General features: G+C 51.0%; 19 protein-coding genes. 16 read left to right on the top strand and 3 right to left on the bottom strand.

The features are described from left to right. Window positions 1-87: 87 nt before the first annotated feature. From NYE69_RS29895 to NYE69_RS29865, 7 genes are all read left to right on the top strand, one after another. Window positions 88-1,773: a glycosyltransferase family A protein gene (locus NYE69_RS29895; RefSeq protein ID WP_340929630.1), complete on the top strand. Its 1,686-nt coding sequence runs from the start codon at window positions 88-90 to the stop codon at window positions 1,771-1,773. Between the two features lie 17 nt (window positions 1,774-1,790). Continuing rightward, on the top strand, window positions 1,791-2,738 hold the full coding sequence (locus NYE69_RS29890; protein ID WP_124333167.1) for a radical SAM protein: 948 nt from the start codon (window positions 1,791-1,793) through the stop codon (window positions 2,736-2,738). Window positions 2,739-2,752: 14 nt separating this feature from the next. Then, window positions 2,753-3,826, top strand: a complete 1,074-nt coding sequence (locus tag NYE69_RS29885) for a glycosyltransferase family 2 protein (RefSeq protein WP_157688694.1) — start codon at window positions 2,753-2,755, stop codon at window positions 3,824-3,826. Window positions 3,827-3,843: 17 nt separating this feature from the next. Beyond that, the gene (locus NYE69_RS29880; RefSeq protein ID WP_340929623.1) at window positions 3,844-4,779 is read left to right on the top strand and encodes a DUF1848 domain-containing protein; all 936 of its coding nucleotides are present in this window, start codon (window positions 3,844-3,846) and stop codon (window positions 4,777-4,779) included. Between the two features lie 17 nt (window positions 4,780-4,796). Then, a complete protein-coding gene (locus NYE69_RS29875) occupies window positions 4,797-6,068 on the top strand; it encodes an MFS transporter (RefSeq protein ID WP_124333165.1) in 1,272 nt (423 codons plus the stop codon). Window positions 6,069-6,207: 139 nt separating this feature from the next. Further along, window positions 6,208-6,675: a DUF6985 domain-containing protein gene (locus NYE69_RS29870; protein ID WP_124333164.1), complete on the top strand. Its 468-nt coding sequence runs from the start codon at window positions 6,208-6,210 to the stop codon at window positions 6,673-6,675. Between the two features lie 35 nt (window positions 6,676-6,710). Beyond that, window positions 6,711-7,382 (top strand): hypothetical protein, encoded by a 672-nt coding sequence (locus NYE69_RS29865; protein WP_340929619.1) that lies wholly within the window; start codon window positions 6,711-6,713, stop codon window positions 7,380-7,382. 96 nt (window positions 7,383-7,478) lie between these two features. Here NYE69_RS29865 and nfi read toward each other — a convergent pair whose 3' ends face one another. Beyond that, the gene (gene nfi / locus NYE69_RS29860; protein WP_174719613.1) at window positions 7,479-8,171 is read right to left on the bottom strand and encodes a deoxyribonuclease V; all 693 of its coding nucleotides are present in this window, start codon (window positions 8,169-8,171) and stop codon (window positions 7,479-7,481) included. 94 nt (window positions 8,172-8,265) lie between these two features. Here nfi and NYE69_RS29855 point away from each other — a divergent pair, with 94 nt between their 5' ends. Together NYE69_RS29855 and NYE69_RS29850 are read left to right on the top strand one after the other, a co-directional pair. Then, window positions 8,266-8,790 carry an SMI1/KNR4 family protein gene (locus tag NYE69_RS29855; protein ID WP_036619970.1) on the top strand — a complete coding sequence of 175 codons (525 nt, stop codon included), beginning with the start codon at window positions 8,266-8,268 and terminating at the stop codon, window positions 8,788-8,790. A 67-nt stretch (window positions 8,791-8,857) separates the two neighbouring features. Next, window positions 8,858-9,817, top strand: coding sequence for a hypothetical protein (locus NYE69_RS29850; RefSeq protein ID WP_340929616.1), 960 nt, complete (start codon window positions 8,858-8,860; stop codon window positions 9,815-9,817). A gap of 46 nt (window positions 9,818-9,863) precedes the next feature. Here the strand turns inward: NYE69_RS29850 and NYE69_RS29845 are convergent, their stop codons facing one another. Beyond that, window positions 9,864-10,634 (bottom strand): response regulator transcription factor, encoded by a 771-nt coding sequence (locus tag NYE69_RS29845; protein WP_124333161.1) that lies wholly within the window; start codon window positions 10,632-10,634, stop codon window positions 9,864-9,866. Further along, window positions 10,631-11,911: a sensor histidine kinase gene (locus NYE69_RS29840; protein WP_326044460.1), complete on the bottom strand. Its 1,281-nt coding sequence runs from the start codon at window positions 11,909-11,911 to the stop codon at window positions 10,631-10,633. The genes NYE69_RS29845 and NYE69_RS29840 overlap by 4 nt, the downstream gene beginning before the upstream one ends. Before the next feature lie 244 nt (window positions 11,912-12,155). On the opposite strand from NYE69_RS29840, the gene pduA reads away from it, so the two are divergent. Genes pduA through NYE69_RS29805 form a run of 7 tightly spaced genes read left to right on the top strand, consistent with a single transcriptional unit; the run spans window position 12,156 to window position 17,895 of the window. Next, window positions 12,156-12,440: a propanediol utilization microcompartment protein PduA gene (gene pduA / locus NYE69_RS29835; protein WP_124333160.1), complete on the top strand. Its 285-nt coding sequence runs from the start codon at window positions 12,156-12,158 to the stop codon at window positions 12,438-12,440. Window positions 12,441-12,455: 15 nt separating this feature from the next. Further along, window positions 12,456-13,298: a propanediol utilization microcompartment protein PduB gene (pduB, locus tag NYE69_RS29830; RefSeq protein ID WP_240752054.1), complete on the top strand. Its 843-nt coding sequence runs from the start codon at window positions 12,456-12,458 to the stop codon at window positions 13,296-13,298. 43 nt (window positions 13,299-13,341) lie between these two features. Then, entirely contained in the window at window positions 13,342-14,055 is a 714-nt protein-coding gene (locus NYE69_RS29825; protein WP_124333158.1) for a BMC domain-containing protein, read from the top strand. Then, window positions 14,055-14,711 (top strand): phosphate propanoyltransferase, encoded by a 657-nt coding sequence (locus NYE69_RS29820; RefSeq protein WP_240534100.1) that lies wholly within the window; start codon window positions 14,055-14,057, stop codon window positions 14,709-14,711. The genes NYE69_RS29825 and NYE69_RS29820 overlap by 1 nt, the downstream gene beginning before the upstream one ends. 5 nt (window positions 14,712-14,716) lie before the next feature. Continuing rightward, window positions 14,717-15,583 (top strand): ethanolamine utilization protein EutJ, encoded by an 867-nt coding sequence (gene eutJ, locus NYE69_RS29815; RefSeq protein WP_227872915.1) that lies wholly within the window; start codon window positions 14,717-14,719, stop codon window positions 15,581-15,583. Beyond that, complete coding sequence (locus NYE69_RS29810; protein ID WP_124333157.1) at window positions 15,562-16,341, top strand: hypothetical protein; 780 nt, start codon at window positions 15,562-15,564, stop codon at window positions 16,339-16,341. The genes eutJ and NYE69_RS29810 overlap by 22 nt, the downstream gene beginning before the upstream one ends. A gap of 36 nt (window positions 16,342-16,377) precedes the next feature. Continuing rightward, window positions 16,378-17,895: an acetaldehyde dehydrogenase (acetylating) gene (locus NYE69_RS29805; protein WP_340929611.1), complete on the top strand. Its 1,518-nt coding sequence runs from the start codon at window positions 16,378-16,380 to the stop codon at window positions 17,893-17,895. Window positions 17,896-17,905 lie beyond the last annotated feature (10 nt).

Below are 17,905 nucleotides of genomic sequence, written 5' to 3'. Positions count from 1 at the left end.
ACGGAAGGCCCGGCTGAATTCAAGATTCGACGTCGAATCCACTTTCGTGACCTGCTTCGTGATAAAAAGATGACAGGGGTGTTAGCAGTGTTGAAACTAACTATCTACCCGCCAACGAGCCGCATGATCAATGACTTTTTTATAGAACAGCTGGAAGAAGAGGCGGAATGGACTGATTTGCAGCAATCCGATGTGGTTTTGCTAATCGTGGACCATCACACCGCAGAGGTATTCCAACAAAATTATTGTTCCTTCTACGGCAAAAAAGTCGTCGCTTACGTCGTTGAGTTAAACTATCAAACCATCCCGCTCATTAAATTGGCGGATTACGTTATTTACCAGAATGAACAACAGCGGCGGTTGGTTGAACTCACTATGGGGTATGAGATACCGTCCGATATTCTGCCGATACCGCGGTTTGAGTTTTCGGAGTGCAACCTGGATCATAGCTGGAGCTCCCATGCGGTCATTTATTCGGATTATTTGCTGAATGAAGATGTGGTTATCGAACATTTGCAAAAGTCGGGTTATCCGCTTATTCCATCAGAAATGAACATTCTGTTTGTCTCTCTGTCTCCGCAAAAACCAAAGGTTAACCCCGCTTCGCTGGAGTATGCGGATATGAGCGCGATGCGGCCGGACGAACTTCCCCGCGAAGCCCGGTTTATGGTTCTGGACGATGCGTTTAAAAGCGAAGATTTGAGTAGACGGGCGAGCCGCGGGGATAAGACGGGGCTGTTCTATTCCAGCAATGGATGTTCGGTTGAGATCTTGCGTTACTTCATGGTTCGCAGGGCCAATCCCTTGATTGGGAATCAGCCTACGATGAATATGTTCCGGCAGCGGTTAGAACAAGTGCTAAACCAGGTTTCCCGCATCATTAAGACGCCTGTTATCCCCGACTCGCTGAACCAACTAAACGTAATTGCCGGTAAACCTCTGATGAATCGGTTCGTCTTCACCATTTGCTGCAGAAATCAGCGGCATAAGCTGCTGCGGTGCGTCGCTTCGATCTGCGAGCAGAACGGACGGCACGATATTGGGGTGGCGGTTATTGACGATGCTTCGGAATATGACGTCCTGGATGAAGTGGAATCGATTCTGCACAAGCACAAGGTGGACTACTGCTTGGTTAAAAACTTGTCCAGAAAATATGCGGCCAGAAACTTCTATAACATGATTCATCTGCTGGTGCCAAACAACGATTCATTTCTGATCGAGCTCGACGGTGACGATTACCTGTTTGACAAAGACGCGCTGAATATTTTAAGTTCCGCGATAGAGCAGGGGGCGCTTAAAACGAGGGGCAATCTGGTGGTCGATACGGGAAGTGAAATTAAACGGAACGTGTTTTTGCAAGAGAAAGAAAACTGTAATGCTGGATATCCGCGAAACATGACGAAATGTTCCGGGTGGTATCACTTAAGAATGACGCAAAGAGTTGTTTTAAACCGAGTAGAAATTGAACATTTTTTAGAAAAAGGAAATAATTGGCTCATTTCTACTCACGATCTTTCAGTTCATTCGCGAGCGTTTGAACTTGCCCGCTCCCGCATTACCCAGATTGATGCCGAAATATATGCCTATGATTTGTCCGGAGACCAGCATGATTCGATTATTTTGGATGAGGGTGAGATGCCGGATTCATGGGAATACGGGACCTATCTGTTACAGGATGATTACTTGTTTAAAATGTATATTCCTTTATTTGAAGAGCCGCGCTTTGTTCCGTCCGCGCGGATTGGAGAAGGTTTGATCCAGGAAATATTTTAAAGGGGGGCAACAGCCTGATGACTTACGATGTTCCGTATCTTCAAATCGAGCCGACAACCAAATGCAACTTTACCTGCGGTTTTTGTGTAGGAAGAACCATGGATCAAGGGATCATGCCGCTAGACACATTTCATAAAATTATAACCAGTGTGTCCAACGTTAAGCATATTCAGCTTCAAGGCGAGGGTGAACCCTTTACCCACCCCGACTTATTCGCCATGCTCGACCTTATCGCACAATACCATCCCGCAGCGAAAGTTTCGATTACAACCAACGGTACCTTCCTCACTTCCCAAAATGCGGACAGATTATTAGACAATCCTAATGTATACAGTATTTTAGTTTCGATAGAGTCGCCAAATCCCGATAGATTCAGGTCTATCCGCGGCGGGAATCTGCCGAAAATCATCGATAATATGCTGGGGTTTATGGATAAAAAACAAAAGAGAGGAAGGGCTCGCCCCGTATTGGGTTTTGCCGTTACCTTGCTGAATTCAACATTTCACGAATTTAAGGATATCGTCCGTTTATATCGGCAATTATCGCTTGACGGCGAGTTTACGATTCAATATTTGCAGAATATGGACACCTATACCGAAGCTTACAACGATGGCATGATGAAAGAGATACCTTCGGTCGAAACGATCAAGCAATTTCAGTCGGGATTGGAAAAGGACGCCGAGATTCAAGAGCTTCTTAACGGGATCAAGGTTAGAGGTTTTTTTGACGAACTGTACGATAAGGATTGCGAAGCTAAATGCACATGGCTCAAACAAGGGATTTTTATCAATCACCGGGGTTTTGCCTCGGGATGCTCCTATATAAAAAAAACGGATTATGCTTTTGGGAATGTCGGGCAACAATCCATGGATTATATATTAAACCAGCGAAACGGAGTACTGGAGAAACTTGATCAGGAGACACCGGCCTCTTGTGCGAATTGTCCCGATCTGATGTTATCTTAAGGAGCGCTGCGACCGTGAAAACCAAACCGCTTATAAGCGTCATCATCCCGAGCTATAATCGGGCGCTTTTGTTGCCGAGAGCTATACAATCCGTTTTGAATCAAACGTATTCAAATTGGGAAATGATCATTTCAGATGATGGCAGCAGCGATAATACCTCCGAAATCGTATCGCGTTTTATGGAAATGGACAAGAGAATCAAATTTACAGCTTCTTCCGAGAATTTAGGGGTGAGTTCGGCAAGAAATCGAGGGATTGCCCAAGCCGAAGGAGAGTATATTGCATTCCTGGATTCTGACGATGAGTGGTTAAGCCATCATCTTGAAGAATGCGCCGCGATTTTAACGGAAAATAAGGTCGGGGCGGTTTTGTCTCTGTGGTACGAGGAAAGGCAAAACAAGCGGTTAAAAGTTGACGAACCTTATGAAGGGGAAGATTATTTTCAAAACGCTGTCGATGAGTTGAAGCCGGAGATTCAAGGGAATCGCTACTTCTTTCGGCAACGTTTCTATGAGTATTCTTTGCTGGAATACTTTTATTTCTACCATATTAACACCGCCGTAATTCGAAAAAGTGTAGTTGTACAGGTCGGCGGTTTTAACGAAAGCTTGATGGCTTGTGAGGATACGGAGTTTTTACTGAAGGTGTTTCAAAACAGCGATATTTGCTTTATCAAAGATTACCATTTTATATATCATCATGGTGAAGATAATCTGTACGCTTTTCTTGATCGGCAAAAACTCGACTTGGAACAGCTTGCTCTAAACCGTGAGTTGTTGGATAAATGGACGAAAATTGAATTGTGTAAAATAAGAGTTCGTAATAAAGAGAAGAAAAAGAAGTTCTGGAATAAGAAGGATCCATTTCATCGGCAATGCCTTGACGCGTTAGGGGCAAATATTGCGGAGAAATATTTTACGTTGGGTTACGCAAATAGGTACTTGCATAAACTTAGAGCGCTGAAGTTTTATATTCGCTCCCTGGAATCCGGGCAAAGGGCAGCCAAACTGGTTTATATGGGGAAAATTGTTTTTCCTGGATTATTTGATAAAATTAAAGTTGAACAGCCTAACTTAAATATATGGTGAACCGCAGGTGAGCGAAGTTGATTATTAGCGCCAGCAGAAGAACGGATATCCCGGCCTTTTTCGGAGATTGGTTTATGCGCAGAATTGCCGAAGGGTATTTTCACCGGGTGAATCCGTTTAATTACAAGCAGGTAACGGCCTTTAGCTTATTGCCCGAAGATGTGGACGGCATGGTGTTTTGGACTAAAAATCCCAAGCCGTTCATGAGGCACTTGTCACAATTGGACGATAAAGGCTACATGTACTATTTTCAATACACACTAAATGATTACCCGGAAATTTTTGAGCCTAATTTGCCCCTCGCTGCGAGCCGCGTGGACTATTTCCGTGAGTTAAGCGAGCGGCTTGGGGCAAACCGGGTTATCTGGAGGTACGATCCGATCATCATCAGCAATATCACCCCGGTGGGGTACCATCTTGAACGTATGGAACGTTTAGCCGCCCAACTTGAGGGGTACACCTATCGATTGGTGATAAGTTTTATGGATTATTACGGGAAAACGGTGGCGAGATTCAAGAAACTGCAGCAAAACCATGCGGTGTTATGTACCGATATTACTTTGCCCGATTATAGAGAACAACTGGACGAATTTGCCGCGAACATAAGCCGCATTGGAGCCGCTCGCGGTATTTCAGTAGAGACTTGCTCGGAAGCCGCCGATTTGGATCACTGCGGAATTCGTCACGGCAGCTGTATTGACGCCCGGCTCCTTTCAAGCATCATCGGGCGGGATCTGGCCTATGCCAAAGATAAGAATCAGCGGGATACCTGTCTTTGCACCGCAGCGGTAGACGTGGGCGTGTACAATACGTGCAGGTTTAACTGCCAGTACTGTTACGCGGTTCAAAGCGAAAATACCGTAGCCAAAACTTTGCAAAATCATATCATAGACAGCCCGTCTTTAATTTATAAATACAGTGGGGATTTAAAAATTCATAAGAAAAAGAATTAGGCAAAGAAGGTTCCGGCATGTATCATAAATCCTTTTATTATTTATGGAGTACGCAAACCGTCTCCAACATGGCCGATTTGTTATATACGCTAGCTTTAACGATATTGGTGTTGGATACTAGCGGCTCGATTATTGTGACTACGTTAATCCCGTTTATCACGGTCATTTCGCGTCTGATCAGCGGTTTTTTTGCCCCGCTTTTGATCAACCGATTCAGGTTGCCTGCTTTGTTGTTCATCTCGCAAATGGGGCAGTTTGTTCTTTTCGCTTGCCTGACGGTATATCTATGGTTTGATCAATCCAGTGGACCGAACCTGATTTTTATCCTCATTATTGTTTTGCTTTTATCATTTCTTGACGGCTGGTCAACACCGTCACGCAATGCTTTGGTTCCCCGGTTGGTGGATGACAGCGGGTTGATGAAGGCGAATACGCTGATTTCCACATCCGATCAAGTCGTCCAGTTTGCCGGTTGGGCCTTTGGCGGAATTCTGCTGTCCTTTGTCGGACCGCTCACCGTTATTGGAATCGTAGCGGTTTGTTATGGATTAGCTATGATATTCACTATTTTTGTTACGGATCCAACCGAGACTTTGCGAACGTCCGTATGGAGCATGAGAAGCGGGCGGAAGCATAACGTTGCCGAGTCCTCGGATTGGCGGGCGCTGAAGGAAGGTTGGGTGCTCCTTTGGGAATCGAGAAGGCTCCGCTCACTGCTGATTATGGATGCCACCGAACAATTTGGAGGGGCGGTCTGGGCCGGTTCCTTTATGCTCGTCTTCGTGATCGATGTCTTAAAACAAGGCGAACGGTGGTGGGGTTATATCAACGCGAGTTATTTTGGCGGGTCGGTACTAGGCGGCATTGTCCTAATCATGTTGGTAAAACGGTTGGAAAATAAAATAGTTGCAGCCTTGCTTTTTGGAACTTTCGGTTACGCGGCAATTACAGCATTATACGCCGTTAATACCGTGCCTATCATAGCTCTGCTCATTATGTTTCTGACCGGCCCGATGACAGAGATGTCCAATATCTGCAGAAGAACGTTGGCGCAAAGGAGTGTTGACCCGCTGTTGTTGCCCAAAGTGTTCAGCGCGCAGTACACGGTTTTAAGTTTAATTTACGGAATCTCCTTAATGGCGATGAGTATCGTTGCGGATCTCTTTGGCGTGGCGTCGATATATCTATTGGCGGCTGCGGTTAGCGCAATTGCTGTTGTTGTGGGGTGGACGAATCGCAAAGCGTTTGAACCCGCACCAGTGGCGGAGAATGTCCCATTGTCCAATTAATGACCCCAAAAAATCCAATAATGCGATGGAGAAATTGCCACAGCCTTTTCGCTTCCCGTATGGGGCGGAAGGGCTGTTATTTTTGCTGGAGTCCGTATTGGTCATATACAATATAAAAATACAGAAAGGAGATTTTGAAGTGATCATAGACGACCCGATTTTTGGCGAGCTCGAATTTAATTATATTTGGTCAAAAGACATGACTATTGATTTTTTGGGGAAACAAACCGAAATAGCCCTTATAGTTGATGGAGATGAGGATGGTAAGTTTGGGGAAGAACAATATGAGGTCTATACCTTGCTTATGCGTGACTGGGAGAACATACAACACCGCGTGTTGCAGCCGATTTTGGACTATTACATAGAAAGAAGACAAGAGCTTGGTTATGATGTTGGATTTAATGAAGATTACCCTTTACTAGAAACAACTGATCAACTTCTTGAGAAAATAACTTTAGATGGAATTATCGTTAAATACCCCGAACTATTTGAATTCTACGAAATCGGACTAACGTTTAATTGTACTTGGGATGAAGAAAATGGGGTAGGTGTGCGGCTCATGAAAGGAAATGTCATTGAAGTGGGATTTCAGGATGTAGTGATGTGAAAATTAGCATATATTAAGAAAGAGGTTTAAACCGGATGAAATACAAATTAATATGCGGTTTGTTTTTGCTAATATTGTTGATTGCATGTGATGCAGACCGAAGCAAAGAAAATATGGTTGTTGAGCCCAAAGCTCCGGCAAAAATAGAATTGCAAAATTATCAGGGATCATGGACGGATAAAGATTTTAATCAATATACGTGCAGTGATTGTCTAAATAGCATTGATATATCCATGAATGAAAATCGCGAAAATGAAGGGACTATTAGTATATTCTTATATAATCCTGGCAGAGTGACGGATTCAACGGCTGATTTTCAGTTGGTGGACAACAAGGCTGATTTTATATTTGATGATGACGCGGGAAAGGGGAAGGGAACCGTTACATTTTTAGAAAATGAAATACATATTCGGCTAAGCTTGGAGCAAGCGATTGATGAGTTGAATGAAGTATATGATAAGGAGAGAATACTCGTTAGGGATCCTTATCAGGGATTAAAACGATACGATCCTCTCGAGCTTACCAAGGATTATTTGCATTTGAAGGATACGAGACTTCTAGAGCTTAACAGCAGTGCGGAATGGAACGAAGAACTAGCAGCCGGCCCGGAAGTCGAGATCGTGAATAGAAAAGACGAAGCGGGTAAGGTAATAGAAATGTACCAAGTGAATACGTTGAATAAAAAAATTGAAGAGCTAGGGATGTGAATTTTTGTGCAGGAAGCCGGTGGCCCCCGGCTCTTTTAGCATATCGCACCGCATACCTCAATTATACGAACAAAAATAAGCAGTCTTAATGGAGATTTATTCCGCCATCGTCTTTTTCACTAGTTGATCGGCCAACCGGGTCGTTTCCGGCAAACGGTATTTGGGCGCCAGCTTTAAGATCCACTCGCAAGCTGTACTTAAGGATATCCGGTGGCCAACCGATACGAAGATCGGTTTGATATTGCGCTGCGTTCTGAGGACATGTCCGATCACTTCACGCCCGTCCGTGAGCGGGGAGAAGGCGCCTCTGTGCAATTCCGGCTCCGTATAATCGCCGCAAAGTCTGGTCTTCCCGCATCCGATCGCGGGGAGATCGTACAGCACGCCTAAATGGCAGGCCAATCCGAACCGTCTGGGGTGGGCCAACCCCTGGCCGTCGCATACGACTAGCTGCGGGGGAGTGACGATCCGCTCAAATGCCTTGATGATTGGTGGAAGCTCCCGGAAGGAAAACAGCCCCGGCACATAAGGAAAGTGAACGGTATCTTCAACGACTGCAGATTCCACAGGCTTCAGAGTATCTGCTTCCAAAATGACAACCGCAGCGATTAAGCGGTCGTTTTGTTCGCTATAAGCTACGTCTACACCGGCAATGTAACGGATTGGTTCAGAAAATGCATCCTGCCGTATTACTTTTGCGGCCAGTTCCCGCTGCAGTTGAATGGCTTCCGTTTCCGTCAAATCCCAGCGATGTTCCCGAAGTATTTTCAATTTCGACTCCCCTATCATTTCTCTGTATACTAAACTTATTGTAGCAGATTCTAGTTTGATTTCGACATTGGCGCCGGTATATATTGGTATATCTGAAAGGGAGGGCTTCGACTTGTTAAAACAAGCAGAACGGTTATGGAGTTTGATTATTGAAAAGGGAACGGCTAAGGATGCCGGTTTTCAGGAAGCGCTAAAGCTGCGGCCCGGGGCCGGCGAAGCGGAGTTCGAGAATGCCGAGAAGGCGCTTGGTTTGAAGCTTCCCGAAGAAATGAAAGCTTTCTATCTAGTACATAATGGGCAGGGCTGGGATCTGGAATCTGAACCGTTCGTGAGGAATTTGACGCTCAGCCCGCTTGAGGAAATTGTGGAAAATTGGAACTTCCTGCGGGAAGAGTTTGATCCGGATGAAATGGAGCCGGACATTGGGCAAGAAATCAAGCCGCTGTTATGGAATGACAAGTGGATTCCGATCGCGTCGAACGGCGGCGGGGACTATCTGTGCCTGGACATGGACCCGGCGGAAGCGGGCCGTCCTGGACAGGTGCTCTACTTCTGGCATGATTGGGGGAACCGTTCCGTGGAAGCGGACAGTCTGTTTTCTTTTATCCAAAGCTGTCTGGAAGAAGAGGACGAGTAGACGAGCGGTACAGCACGCGGCCGGGCCGCTTATTCTAATAAATCGCAATTCTGAAAGGAGAACGATGATGTCCGAAGAGAAGCCGATGGAAGGGAAGCTGCAGGCTTTTGCCGCAGCGAGCCAGGAGCAGCGCCAAGAGCGGAAAGAGAGGCTGGTTGAAGAGATGCTCGCGTCCGGCGAAGCGCAAGGCGCGGTTCTCTGGATCGCGGATCGTTTGGCAGGGGCCGGGCAGATCGATGGAAGCTCGGGTTTTATCGCCGAATTAAAGGACTCCGAGCTTACGGCCGACCTGTTGGAAGTGGCTTATGAAAGCTTGCGGGCGGACGGCGTTGCTTTCGTGGCGTATATTGTCCCTGCGGCGCGTCTCATGCATATCGCGAAAAAGGCAGCCGACAAAACGGACACCGAACTTTATGTTCAGTTCCGGGCCGCCGCGCTCGTGGATGAACTGCTCGCTATAGGCGTTGCTTTGCCTGAGGAAGCGCTGAAGCTGATACTGTCCCAATTTTACAGCGATACGCAAACGGAAGAACTGAAATGCCGCATCTGGTGGAGGTTGGCGGAGCGGGGGATCGACATTTCCGGACGAATCAACGCGCTGCTGACGATTTTTCATAATTATAAAACCCCCGAACTGGCCGGCAACAGTTTGCTGGCTTTATGGGCGGCCTTGCGAAAGGGCTTTTTTGACTCCCCGATCCCGGACAGCGACAAAACCTGCCGGATCTGGCTGTGGCATTTAGTGACGGACCTTGTGTTCAAGCTGAAACCGAAATATGACGAAAATACTCGTTTAGGGAGCGTCGGCTGCCTGCTTGAGGCCGCAAGCATGTACCCGCAGACGCAGCGGCTGATTCTGGAGTGCATGGAAAACTGGGGGATCAAGGAGCCGAAACGGCCGCGCGGCGATTTTCAGCTGGATCTTAAGGAGCTTTACGGCCGCTGCCGCAATCATCTTGGTACCACCTGCCTGCCCGATAATTACGTGATTACGAAAAAAGGAATTATGATGACGGCGCGCCAGTAAATAAACTTGGAAACAGCGGTTCTCCAATCACGGGGGAATTGCTGCTTTACTGTCTTCTTGTGCGCTCGCGCAGAGTCCGCTCGGCCTGCTTCTTGAACTGCAGCGGAGTCTGCTGTTCATATTTGAAGAAGACACGCGAGAAATAGGCCGCGTCCGAGAACCCCAGATCAATCGCCACCCGGTAGACCGGCAGGTTGCTGTTTAGCAGCATATCCTTGGCCCGGTTGATCTTCTGCACGGAGACGTATTCGGTAAAGGTGACCCCGGTGCGGCTTTTGAACAGGCGGCTGAAATATTGCGGATTCAGGTGAATGAAGGCGGCAACCTCAGACAAAGTCAGTTCGCTGGTAATGTGCCGTTCAATATATCGCAGTGCCGTCTTAATCAGATCTTCGTCCGGCTTGGGAGCGGCAGGGATAGTCTCTGCGTCCATAGCTTCGCCCTGATTCAAGGACAGGATCGCCTTATCGAGCGCAGATTTGAGCTGGTGGGGCGGCACTGGCTTCAGGAGATAGTCAATAACCCCACACTGCAGTGCTTCGCGGGCATATTGGAAATCGCTGTAGGCCGTCAGAATAATCGTCTTCGTCTGTGGGAATCTGTGGATAATCTGCTGCTGGGCCTCCAGCCCGTTTTTCTCGGGCATGCGGATATCCATCAGCAGAATTTGCGGCCCCAACAGCTGTACCTTGTGGACCGCCTCCTCGCCGTTGAGCGCATCCTCCACCACCTCCAGGTCCAGCGGCAGCCTTTGAATGATTTTGCGCAGCGCCATTCGCTCCAGTGGCTCATCCTCAACAATCATCAGTTTAATCACAAATGTTCATCCTCCATTCGGATCGGCAGATGTTCCCTCAAGCAGGGCAGGGTGATATGGACCAAGGTGCTGACATCCGGCTCGCTGCGGATACTTAGGCCGTACGATTTGCCGAAATAGCCGCGCAGCCGTTCATGCGTGTTGAACAGTCCGATCCCCGTATGTGTGCCTTTGTCCTTATCCCAGTTGGCGAACGCACGCAGAATATCCGGATTAAAGCCTCTCCCGTTATCCGCAACGGTGATGACAATCCGGTTATCCGGCGTTCGGCAGCCGCTGATCCGCACGGTGCCGCCGTCGCGCTTCTGCTCCAGTCCGTGTATGAAGGCATTCTCCACCAAAGGCTGCAGCACCATCGACGGGATGCGGTAATCCATAATCTCAGGATCGACTTTAATCTCATATTGAATCCGGTCGCTGTAGCGCAGGGTCTGAATGTAGAGATATTTTTTAATCGACTCGATTTCCGCGCGGATCTTGGGGAATTCCTCCACATTCTTCAGATTGTAGTGCAGCAGGTCGCAGAGGTTGTAGATCAGTTCTTCGGTTTCCGGGGCATTTTCGATCAGGGCCATACGGGCGATCGTGTTCAGTGTGTTGAACAGAAAATGCGGATTAATCTGTGCCTGAAGCTGCTTCAACTCCATCGTTTTGGCTTTCCGCTCCAGCAGCAGATTCTCGCGGCTTTCCTTGAGAAATTGCTCCTGCACCATTTTTTTCATACTGATCTCGGCTATATAGTTTGCAACAAAGGTGTCGAAATTGACCGAATCCTCCAGGTATTGGCGGCTGACGAGCGGAATCTGCCCAATCGCCTCCCGTACCTTCTGCAGCGGCAGCCCGAATTCAACGGAGATGCGCTCGGCGTCAATTTTCGCACGGTCCGCTTCATCCGTCAGCACTTGCCCGCCCAGCACCGCCCCCAGAAAATAACCTTCGGCAATGATCGGCGCCACACAGTCCTGCAAACCCAGATGACAGCGGTAGATTTGCGGTTTGCGGTGTTTCATCGCCAGCTTCCCTGCCTCATAGTCGCAGCTGATACATCTCCGCTCTCCTTCGCTGGAAGAACGCACCAGCTTGCAGAACGGGGAGAAATTGCTCCACGCGCCCATCGGATTACCTTCTGCATCGATCGTAATAACGGGAAACATCACGATTTTGGCCAGCTTCTCCTGTATGCTCTTGAATGCTTCCACTTCGATAATGTCGGCAAGTTGAATCACTTCGGACATGGTATCGCCATTCCTTTCAAAGGTTTGAACACGCGCTTTCACCGAACCTGCTCCTCCGGCAAGGGGGCAGCTATCAAGATAGTGGGATTATGCCACAGCTTATTTGTAAGCGCAATCAATTATTGCATATTAACTACATGTAATTTTTTGCCATGTCATTAAAGTACAAAGCAGCGAGTCGTAATAATCCTGTTTCGCGTGGTTAAAGTCAAATATTTGCGGCCCCGTTCTTCGTACAATGGAGATGAAAACGCAAGTTCAAATATCTATGGAGGTGCGCAAAATTATGCGGCAGGAAGCACTCGGACTTATTGAAACAAAAGGGCTGGTCAGCGCAATCGAAGCAGCCGATTCAATGGTAAAGGCTGCGAATGTGACCTTGATCGGCTATGAAAAAATCGGCTCCGGTCTGGTAACCGTTATGGTCAGAGGAGATGTAGGCGCTGTCAAGGCGGCAACGGATGCGGGAGTAGCTTCCGCGAAACGGGTAGGCGAGGTCATTTCGGTACATGTGATTCCAAGACCGCATATGGACGTTGAGAAAATTTTGCCAAAGCTGTCTGAACAATAAAATCGGGGTGAGCGTATGGATGAAGCGATTCTGAAGCAGGTGATTGAAGCGGTCGCCCAGGCAAGCCCCGGGGGTGTGCCTTCCGCCCCGGCAGCCGGTGCTGCCGCAGGCCTTCCGCTGAACAACCAACAGTATACGGAAAAGAGGGAACAAGACGTGACAAGCCAGTATAACGCGATAACGGAATATGTCGGCTCAGCCATGGGGGATACCGTGGGCCTGGTGATCGCCAATCTGGACCGCCATCTGCATGAGAGCATGGGCCTGGACCCGAGATACCGTTCTATCGGCATCATCAGCTCGCGCACCGGGGCAGGCCCGCAAATTATGGCTGCCGACGAAGCGGTGAAGGCGACCAACACGGAAGTGGTCTCGATTGAGTTGGCGCGGGACACCAAGGGCGGGGCCGGACACGGCTGCACCATTATTTTTGCCTCGGAGGATGTCTCCGACTCCCGCCGGGCGGTGGAAGTGGCGCTCAAAGAGCTGCCGCGCACCTTCGGCGATGTCTACCCTTGCGATGCCGGGCATGTGGAGCTCCATTATACAGCACGTGCGAGTCTGGCGTTGGAGAAAGCTTTTGGCGCACCGGCGGGCAAATCCTTCGGCATTCTGGTTGGTGCTCCGGCTGCGATCGGCCTGCTGATGGCCGACACCGCGCTCAAAACAGCCAATGTGGAGATTGTAACCTATGCCAGCCCGGATAAAGGCACAGCCCGCTCGAATGAAATTATCGCCACGATTACAGGCGATTCCGGCGCGGTCCGCCAAGCGGTGATCTCCGCCCGCGATGTGGGCGTAAGCGTACTGAGATCGATGGGCCACAATCCGGTATCGATGACACAGTCCAATCTGTAGGGCAGCACAAGCATACATGTAAAACGTTGAAGGAGTGGCTACTGTGAATGGGAATGCCCTTGGTCTGATTGAGGTGGTCGGTTATCCGGCGGCGCTGGAGGCTGCCGATACCTGTGTGAAATCGTCCCATGTCAAGCTGCTGGGCTACGAGAAAGCGCGGGACGGGCGGATCGTGGTCAAAATTACCGGAGATGTGGGTGCGGTCAAAGCTGCGGTCGAGGGAGCGAAGAGCAGCGCCGGCAAGCTGGGGGCGGTTATAGCGGCGATGGTCATTGCCCGCCCGGCGGAAGGGATCAGCCGGCTGGTCCATTCTCCTGAAACCGTATTCACCGAGCCGGGAGCGGAACAGAAGCCTGTAGAGCCGCTGGAGGAAACGGCGTGCGGGGAGAAAGAGACAGCAGAGTCTGCTGCCGGTCGGCGTGACAGCCCTGTTGCAGAGGAAGAAGTAACCAAATTTAACGAGTCTGATGCTGAAGAACCCAATGCGGATGAGTCTGCAGGCGGGGAAACTGTAGCGAATCCGGAAACGGAACAGGCGCCATGGGGCGAAGCTGCGGATCGGGAGTTGCAGCAGGAACCGCAGTCAGAGCCGCCAGTACCACAGCAAGAGCAGCAAGCGGAGCGATTAGAGCGGACTGCGGTCAGCTGCAATCTGTGCGGCGATCCGCTATGCGGGAGAATGAAAGGCCAGCCGGCCGCTCTCTGTCTGCACCACCGGCCGCGCCCAGTCAAAAGAAACAAGGATGGTCAACCATAATGGACATGAATAATCAGCTGGTACAAAGTCTTGCGGCGGAAATCGCGAGTACGCTTAAAGTAAAGGACCGCAGCTATAGCATTCCGGTTGGAATCTCCGCCCGCCATATCCATCTGGACCGCCAGGATATGGAGGTGCTGTTTGGAGCCGGCCACGAGCTGACGGTCAAAAGCAATCTGAAGCAGCCCGGTCAATTCGCCGCTTCGGAAACTGTCTGTATCGCCGGACCCAAAGGTTGCTTTCCGTGCGTTCGTGTGCTGGGGCCGCTGCGGCCGTCCAGCCAGATCGAAATCTCGCGCAGCGATGCTTTTGCGCTCGGAATCAACCCTCCTGTCCGCGACTCGGGAGATACGGCAGGCTCTGCGAGCTTGTGTGTGATAGGACCCAAAGGCATGCTGGTGATGAACAGTAAGACGATCTGCGCCAAACGCCATATTCATATGAGCGAAGAGGATGCAGCCCGGTTTGGGGTGAAGAACGGCGATTCAGTCACTGTAGAGTCGGCGGACTCAGGCAAGAAAATTATGTTTCATGATGTACGTATCCGCGCGGGCCGCGAGTTCGTGCTGGAGATGCATATCGATACCGACGAGGCAAATGCGGCGGAGGTGAAGAACGGAGACACCGTTCGGATCACCGCAGTGCGGCAAGGGTGAAGCCTATGGGCGCTGAGCACGGCATGGAGCGGGTCAATCTACTGGTTCGTGAAATGGAGCTGGCGATGGACGGTTCACGGCCTTTTGAAGATAAAGTTTTTAAGCTGCCCTATAAGGTCGGCGTAGACCTGGGCACCTCGAATGTCGTGATAACGGTGCTTGACCAGGAAGACCGGCCGGTAGGCGGGGCTTTGGAGAAAGCCCATGTGGTGAGAGATGGAATTGTGGTTGAATACGTTCGTGCGGTTACGCTGCTGCAAGAAATGAAGAAGCGTCTGGAGCGGCGCCTCGGCACGGTGCTGCACGAAGCGGCTACGGCTATTCCGCCGGGAATATCGCCCGGCAACGTGAAGGTGATTACGAATGTGGTCGAGGCTGCCGGCTTCCGGTTGATTCAAGTGATTGATGAGCCTGAGGCGGCAGCGAAGGTGCTGCGGGTAAGAAGTGGCGCAGTGGTGGACATCGGGGGCGGCACAACCGGCATCTCCATTATCAGGAACGGCGAGGTAGCGGCTTCCGCCGATGAACCCACAGGCGGCGTGCATATGACGCTGGTGATCTCCGGGAACCTGAATGTGGATTTCGCCACGGCGGAGCAGTTGAAGCATGACCCTGAGCAGCACCGCATGCTCTCCCCCATCGTGCAGCCGGTGATTGAGAAAATGGCCAATATTGCGATGAGCTACATTCCGCAGGATATCGAAACGGTCTATCTGGCAGGAGGCAGCTGCTGCCTGCAGGGGATCGAGAAGGTTTTCGCCAAATACACCTCACTCAGCGTAAGGAAGCCGGACAATCCGCTGCTGGTTACCCCGATCGGCATCGCCATGAGTGCGAAAGGAGACGGCCTATGTTGCCCGCCGAAGCCTTAATCCGCCGGATGCTGGAGTCGCTGCTGCCCGCACTGAGCAGGAGAGTCGTTGTGTTCCTCAGCGGAGGCACAGTGAACGAAGGTTGTGTAGCCAGGATACTGGCGGATTATCCGCTGTACCGCTACAGTCTCGTCATCGATGACAGCCCCGGCCTGCCCCCGCTGGATGAGACGCTGCTGTCCCGGTTGTCCGCGCGCAGATTAAGCGGGCTGGCCGAAATCGAGCAAGCCTTGCGCGAGGCGGAGCTGGTGCTGATTCCGCTCGCCACCCGGGGCACATTAAGCAAGATCGCGCTTGGCATCGCCGACAGCCCGCTTACCGCCGGCATCGCCGCGGCGATCATGCAGCGCAAGGAGATCGTCGCGGTCCGTGACGGCTATGATCCGCTACATACCGTGCAGGCCGCTGCTGGGCTGGGCGGAAACGGGGCGTACAACAGGATGCTGCTGGGTTATGAGCGTACATTGCAGGACTTTGGCGTCAAGGTAGTCACACTCGCGGAGTTCCGTGAAACGCTGATCACGCATGGACTGCAGTCGGAGGGAGCCCCTGCAGCCGGCATTTCGCCAGGCAGCGGAAGGCCAGCCGATCTGAATCCGCCGAACGCCATCCATCTGCCGGATTCGGTCATTACTCTGGCCGATGTGCAACATATTCCAGGGGGGACGCTGAGCGCACGGGAGGATGCTATCATCACACCGCTGGCCCGTGAGCTGCTGGAAGCTCGCAGGATAGAGCTCCGTTTTCTGAAAAAGTAAGTGAGCAACAAGCATAAGAAGCAGGAGGAAACGGCAATGAAGATTCTGGATCATGATCTACAATCCATACAGGAGGTTCGCGTCATTCTCGCAGCCGCCAAGCAAGCCCAGAAGGTTCTGCAAAGCTACAGTCAGGAGCAAATTGATCACATTGTAGCGCAGGTGGCCGCGGCTGCGGAACAGTCCGCCGTCAAGCTCGCCCAAATGGCCCACGAGGAGACCGGATTTGGCCGCTGGGAAGACAAGGTCATTAAGAATACATTCGCCAGCAGACAGCTGTACCGGCATATTAAGGACATGAAGACCGTCGGTGTAATTGCCATCCATGAAACCGATCAGATCGTGGATATCGCCGTACCGGTCGGTGTGATCGCCGGGCTGATTCCATCGACCAATCCAACTTCGACGGTGATTTACAAAAGCTTGCTGGCACTGAAGACAGGCAACGCTATCGTCTTTTCGCCTCATCCGTCCGCACGCCGCTGCATTAGCGAGACGGTGGCCCTTCTCTCCTCTGCGGCGGTGCAGGCGGGAGCGCCTGAAGGCATTCTGGGCTGCCTGTCTATTCTCAGCATGCCGGGCACCAACGAGCTGATGAAGCACCGCGACACCTCGCTTATCCTGGCCACCGGCGGGGAAGCGATGGTGAAGGCGGCTTACAGCTCCGGCACGCCTGCCATCGGTGTCGGCCCGGGCAATGGCCCGGCCTTCATAGAGCGGTCGGCGGATATCCCGCGCGCGGTTAAGCAGATTATCGACAGCAAGACGTTTGATTACGGGGTTATCTGCGCTTCCGAGCAATCGATTGTGGTGGAGAAGGAGAGCAGACAGCAGGTTGTACAAGAACTGCTGCGGCAAGGAGCCTACTTCCTGAACAGCGAGCAATCGGCCCAGTTGGGCTCCTTCCTGCTGCGGGGCAATGGCACGATTAATCCGCAGGCGGTCGGCAAGTCGCCGGAGAGGCTGGCGGCGATGGCCGGCTTTAGCATTCCGGCCGGAAGCCGGGTGCTGATCTCGGAACAGACGACCGTTTCCCGCAGCAATCCTTATTCCCGTGAGAAACTGGCGCCTGTGCTGGCTTTTTATGAGGCAGAAGATTGGAAATCGGCCTGCGAGCGCTGCATGGAGCTGTTGGAAGGGGAGGGCAAAGGCCATACCATGACGATTCATTCGCGCAATGAAGCCGTGATCCAGGAGTTTGCGCTCCACAAGCAGGTGTCACGCCTGCTTGTTAATACTCCGGCAGCGCTGGGCGGCATTGGAGCAACCACGAATCTTCCTCCGGCCATGACATTGGGTTGCGGTGCGGTTGGCGGCAGCTCCACATCGGATAACATTGGCCCAATGAACCTGCTGAACATCCGCCGCTTAGCCTATGGTGTGCGCGAGATGGAGGATTTGCGGGAGCCTGTGCCGGTGTGCGCGGCAAAGCAGGTGACGGCTGAGGCAGCGGCGGTATCGGCAGCACCGGCGGCGCCGACAGCGCCGACAGCAATGAATGAGGCCCAACTGGAAGCGATCGTACAACAGCTGCTGCGGCAACTGATGGGATAAGGGAGGAATC

Origin of the sequence: Paenibacillus sp. FSL R5-0527 (genome assembly GCF_038008055.1) — a bacterium.
GTDB lineage: Bacteria > Bacillota > Bacilli > Paenibacillales > Paenibacillaceae > Fontibacillus > Fontibacillus macerans.
The sequence above is the reverse complement of the archived record's forward strand: the minus strand, read 5'-3'. Positions and strand labels throughout refer to the sequence as shown.

Bases quoted from the DNA above. Each gene is read 5' to 3' on its own strand.
- NYE69_RS29890 (WP_124333167.1), top strand. From the start codon at position 1,791: ATGACTTACGATGTTCCGTATCTTCAAATCGAGCCGACAACCAAATGC.
- NYE69_RS29875 (WP_124333165.1), top strand. From the start codon at position 4,797: ATGTATCATAAATCCTTTTATTATTTATGGAGTACGCAAACCGTCTCC.
- NYE69_RS29865 (WP_340929619.1), top strand. From the start codon at position 6,711: ATGAAATACAAATTAATATGCGGTTTGTTTTTGCTAATATTGTTGATT.
- nfi (WP_174719613.1), bottom strand. From the start codon at position 8,171: ATGATAGGGGAGTCGAAATTGAAAATACTTCGGGAACATCGCTGGGAT.
- NYE69_RS29850 (WP_340929616.1), top strand. From the start codon at position 8,858: ATGTCCGAAGAGAAGCCGATGGAAGGGAAGCTGCAGGCTTTTGCCGCA.
- pduA (WP_124333160.1), top strand. From the start codon at position 12,156: ATGCGGCAGGAAGCACTCGGACTTATTGAAACAAAAGGGCTGGTCAGC.
- pduB (WP_240752054.1), top strand. From the start codon at position 12,456: ATGGATGAAGCGATTCTGAAGCAGGTGATTGAAGCGGTCGCCCAGGCA.
- NYE69_RS29820 (WP_240534100.1), top strand. From the start codon at position 14,055: ATGGACATGAATAATCAGCTGGTACAAAGTCTTGCGGCGGAAATCGCG.
- eutJ (WP_227872915.1), top strand. From the start codon at position 14,717: ATGGGCGCTGAGCACGGCATGGAGCGGGTCAATCTACTGGTTCGTGAA.
- NYE69_RS29810 (WP_124333157.1), top strand. From the start codon at position 15,562: ATGTTGCCCGCCGAAGCCTTAATCCGCCGGATGCTGGAGTCGCTGCTG.
- NYE69_RS29805 (WP_340929611.1), top strand. From the start codon at position 16,378: ATGAAGATTCTGGATCATGATCTACAATCCATACAGGAGGTTCGCGTC.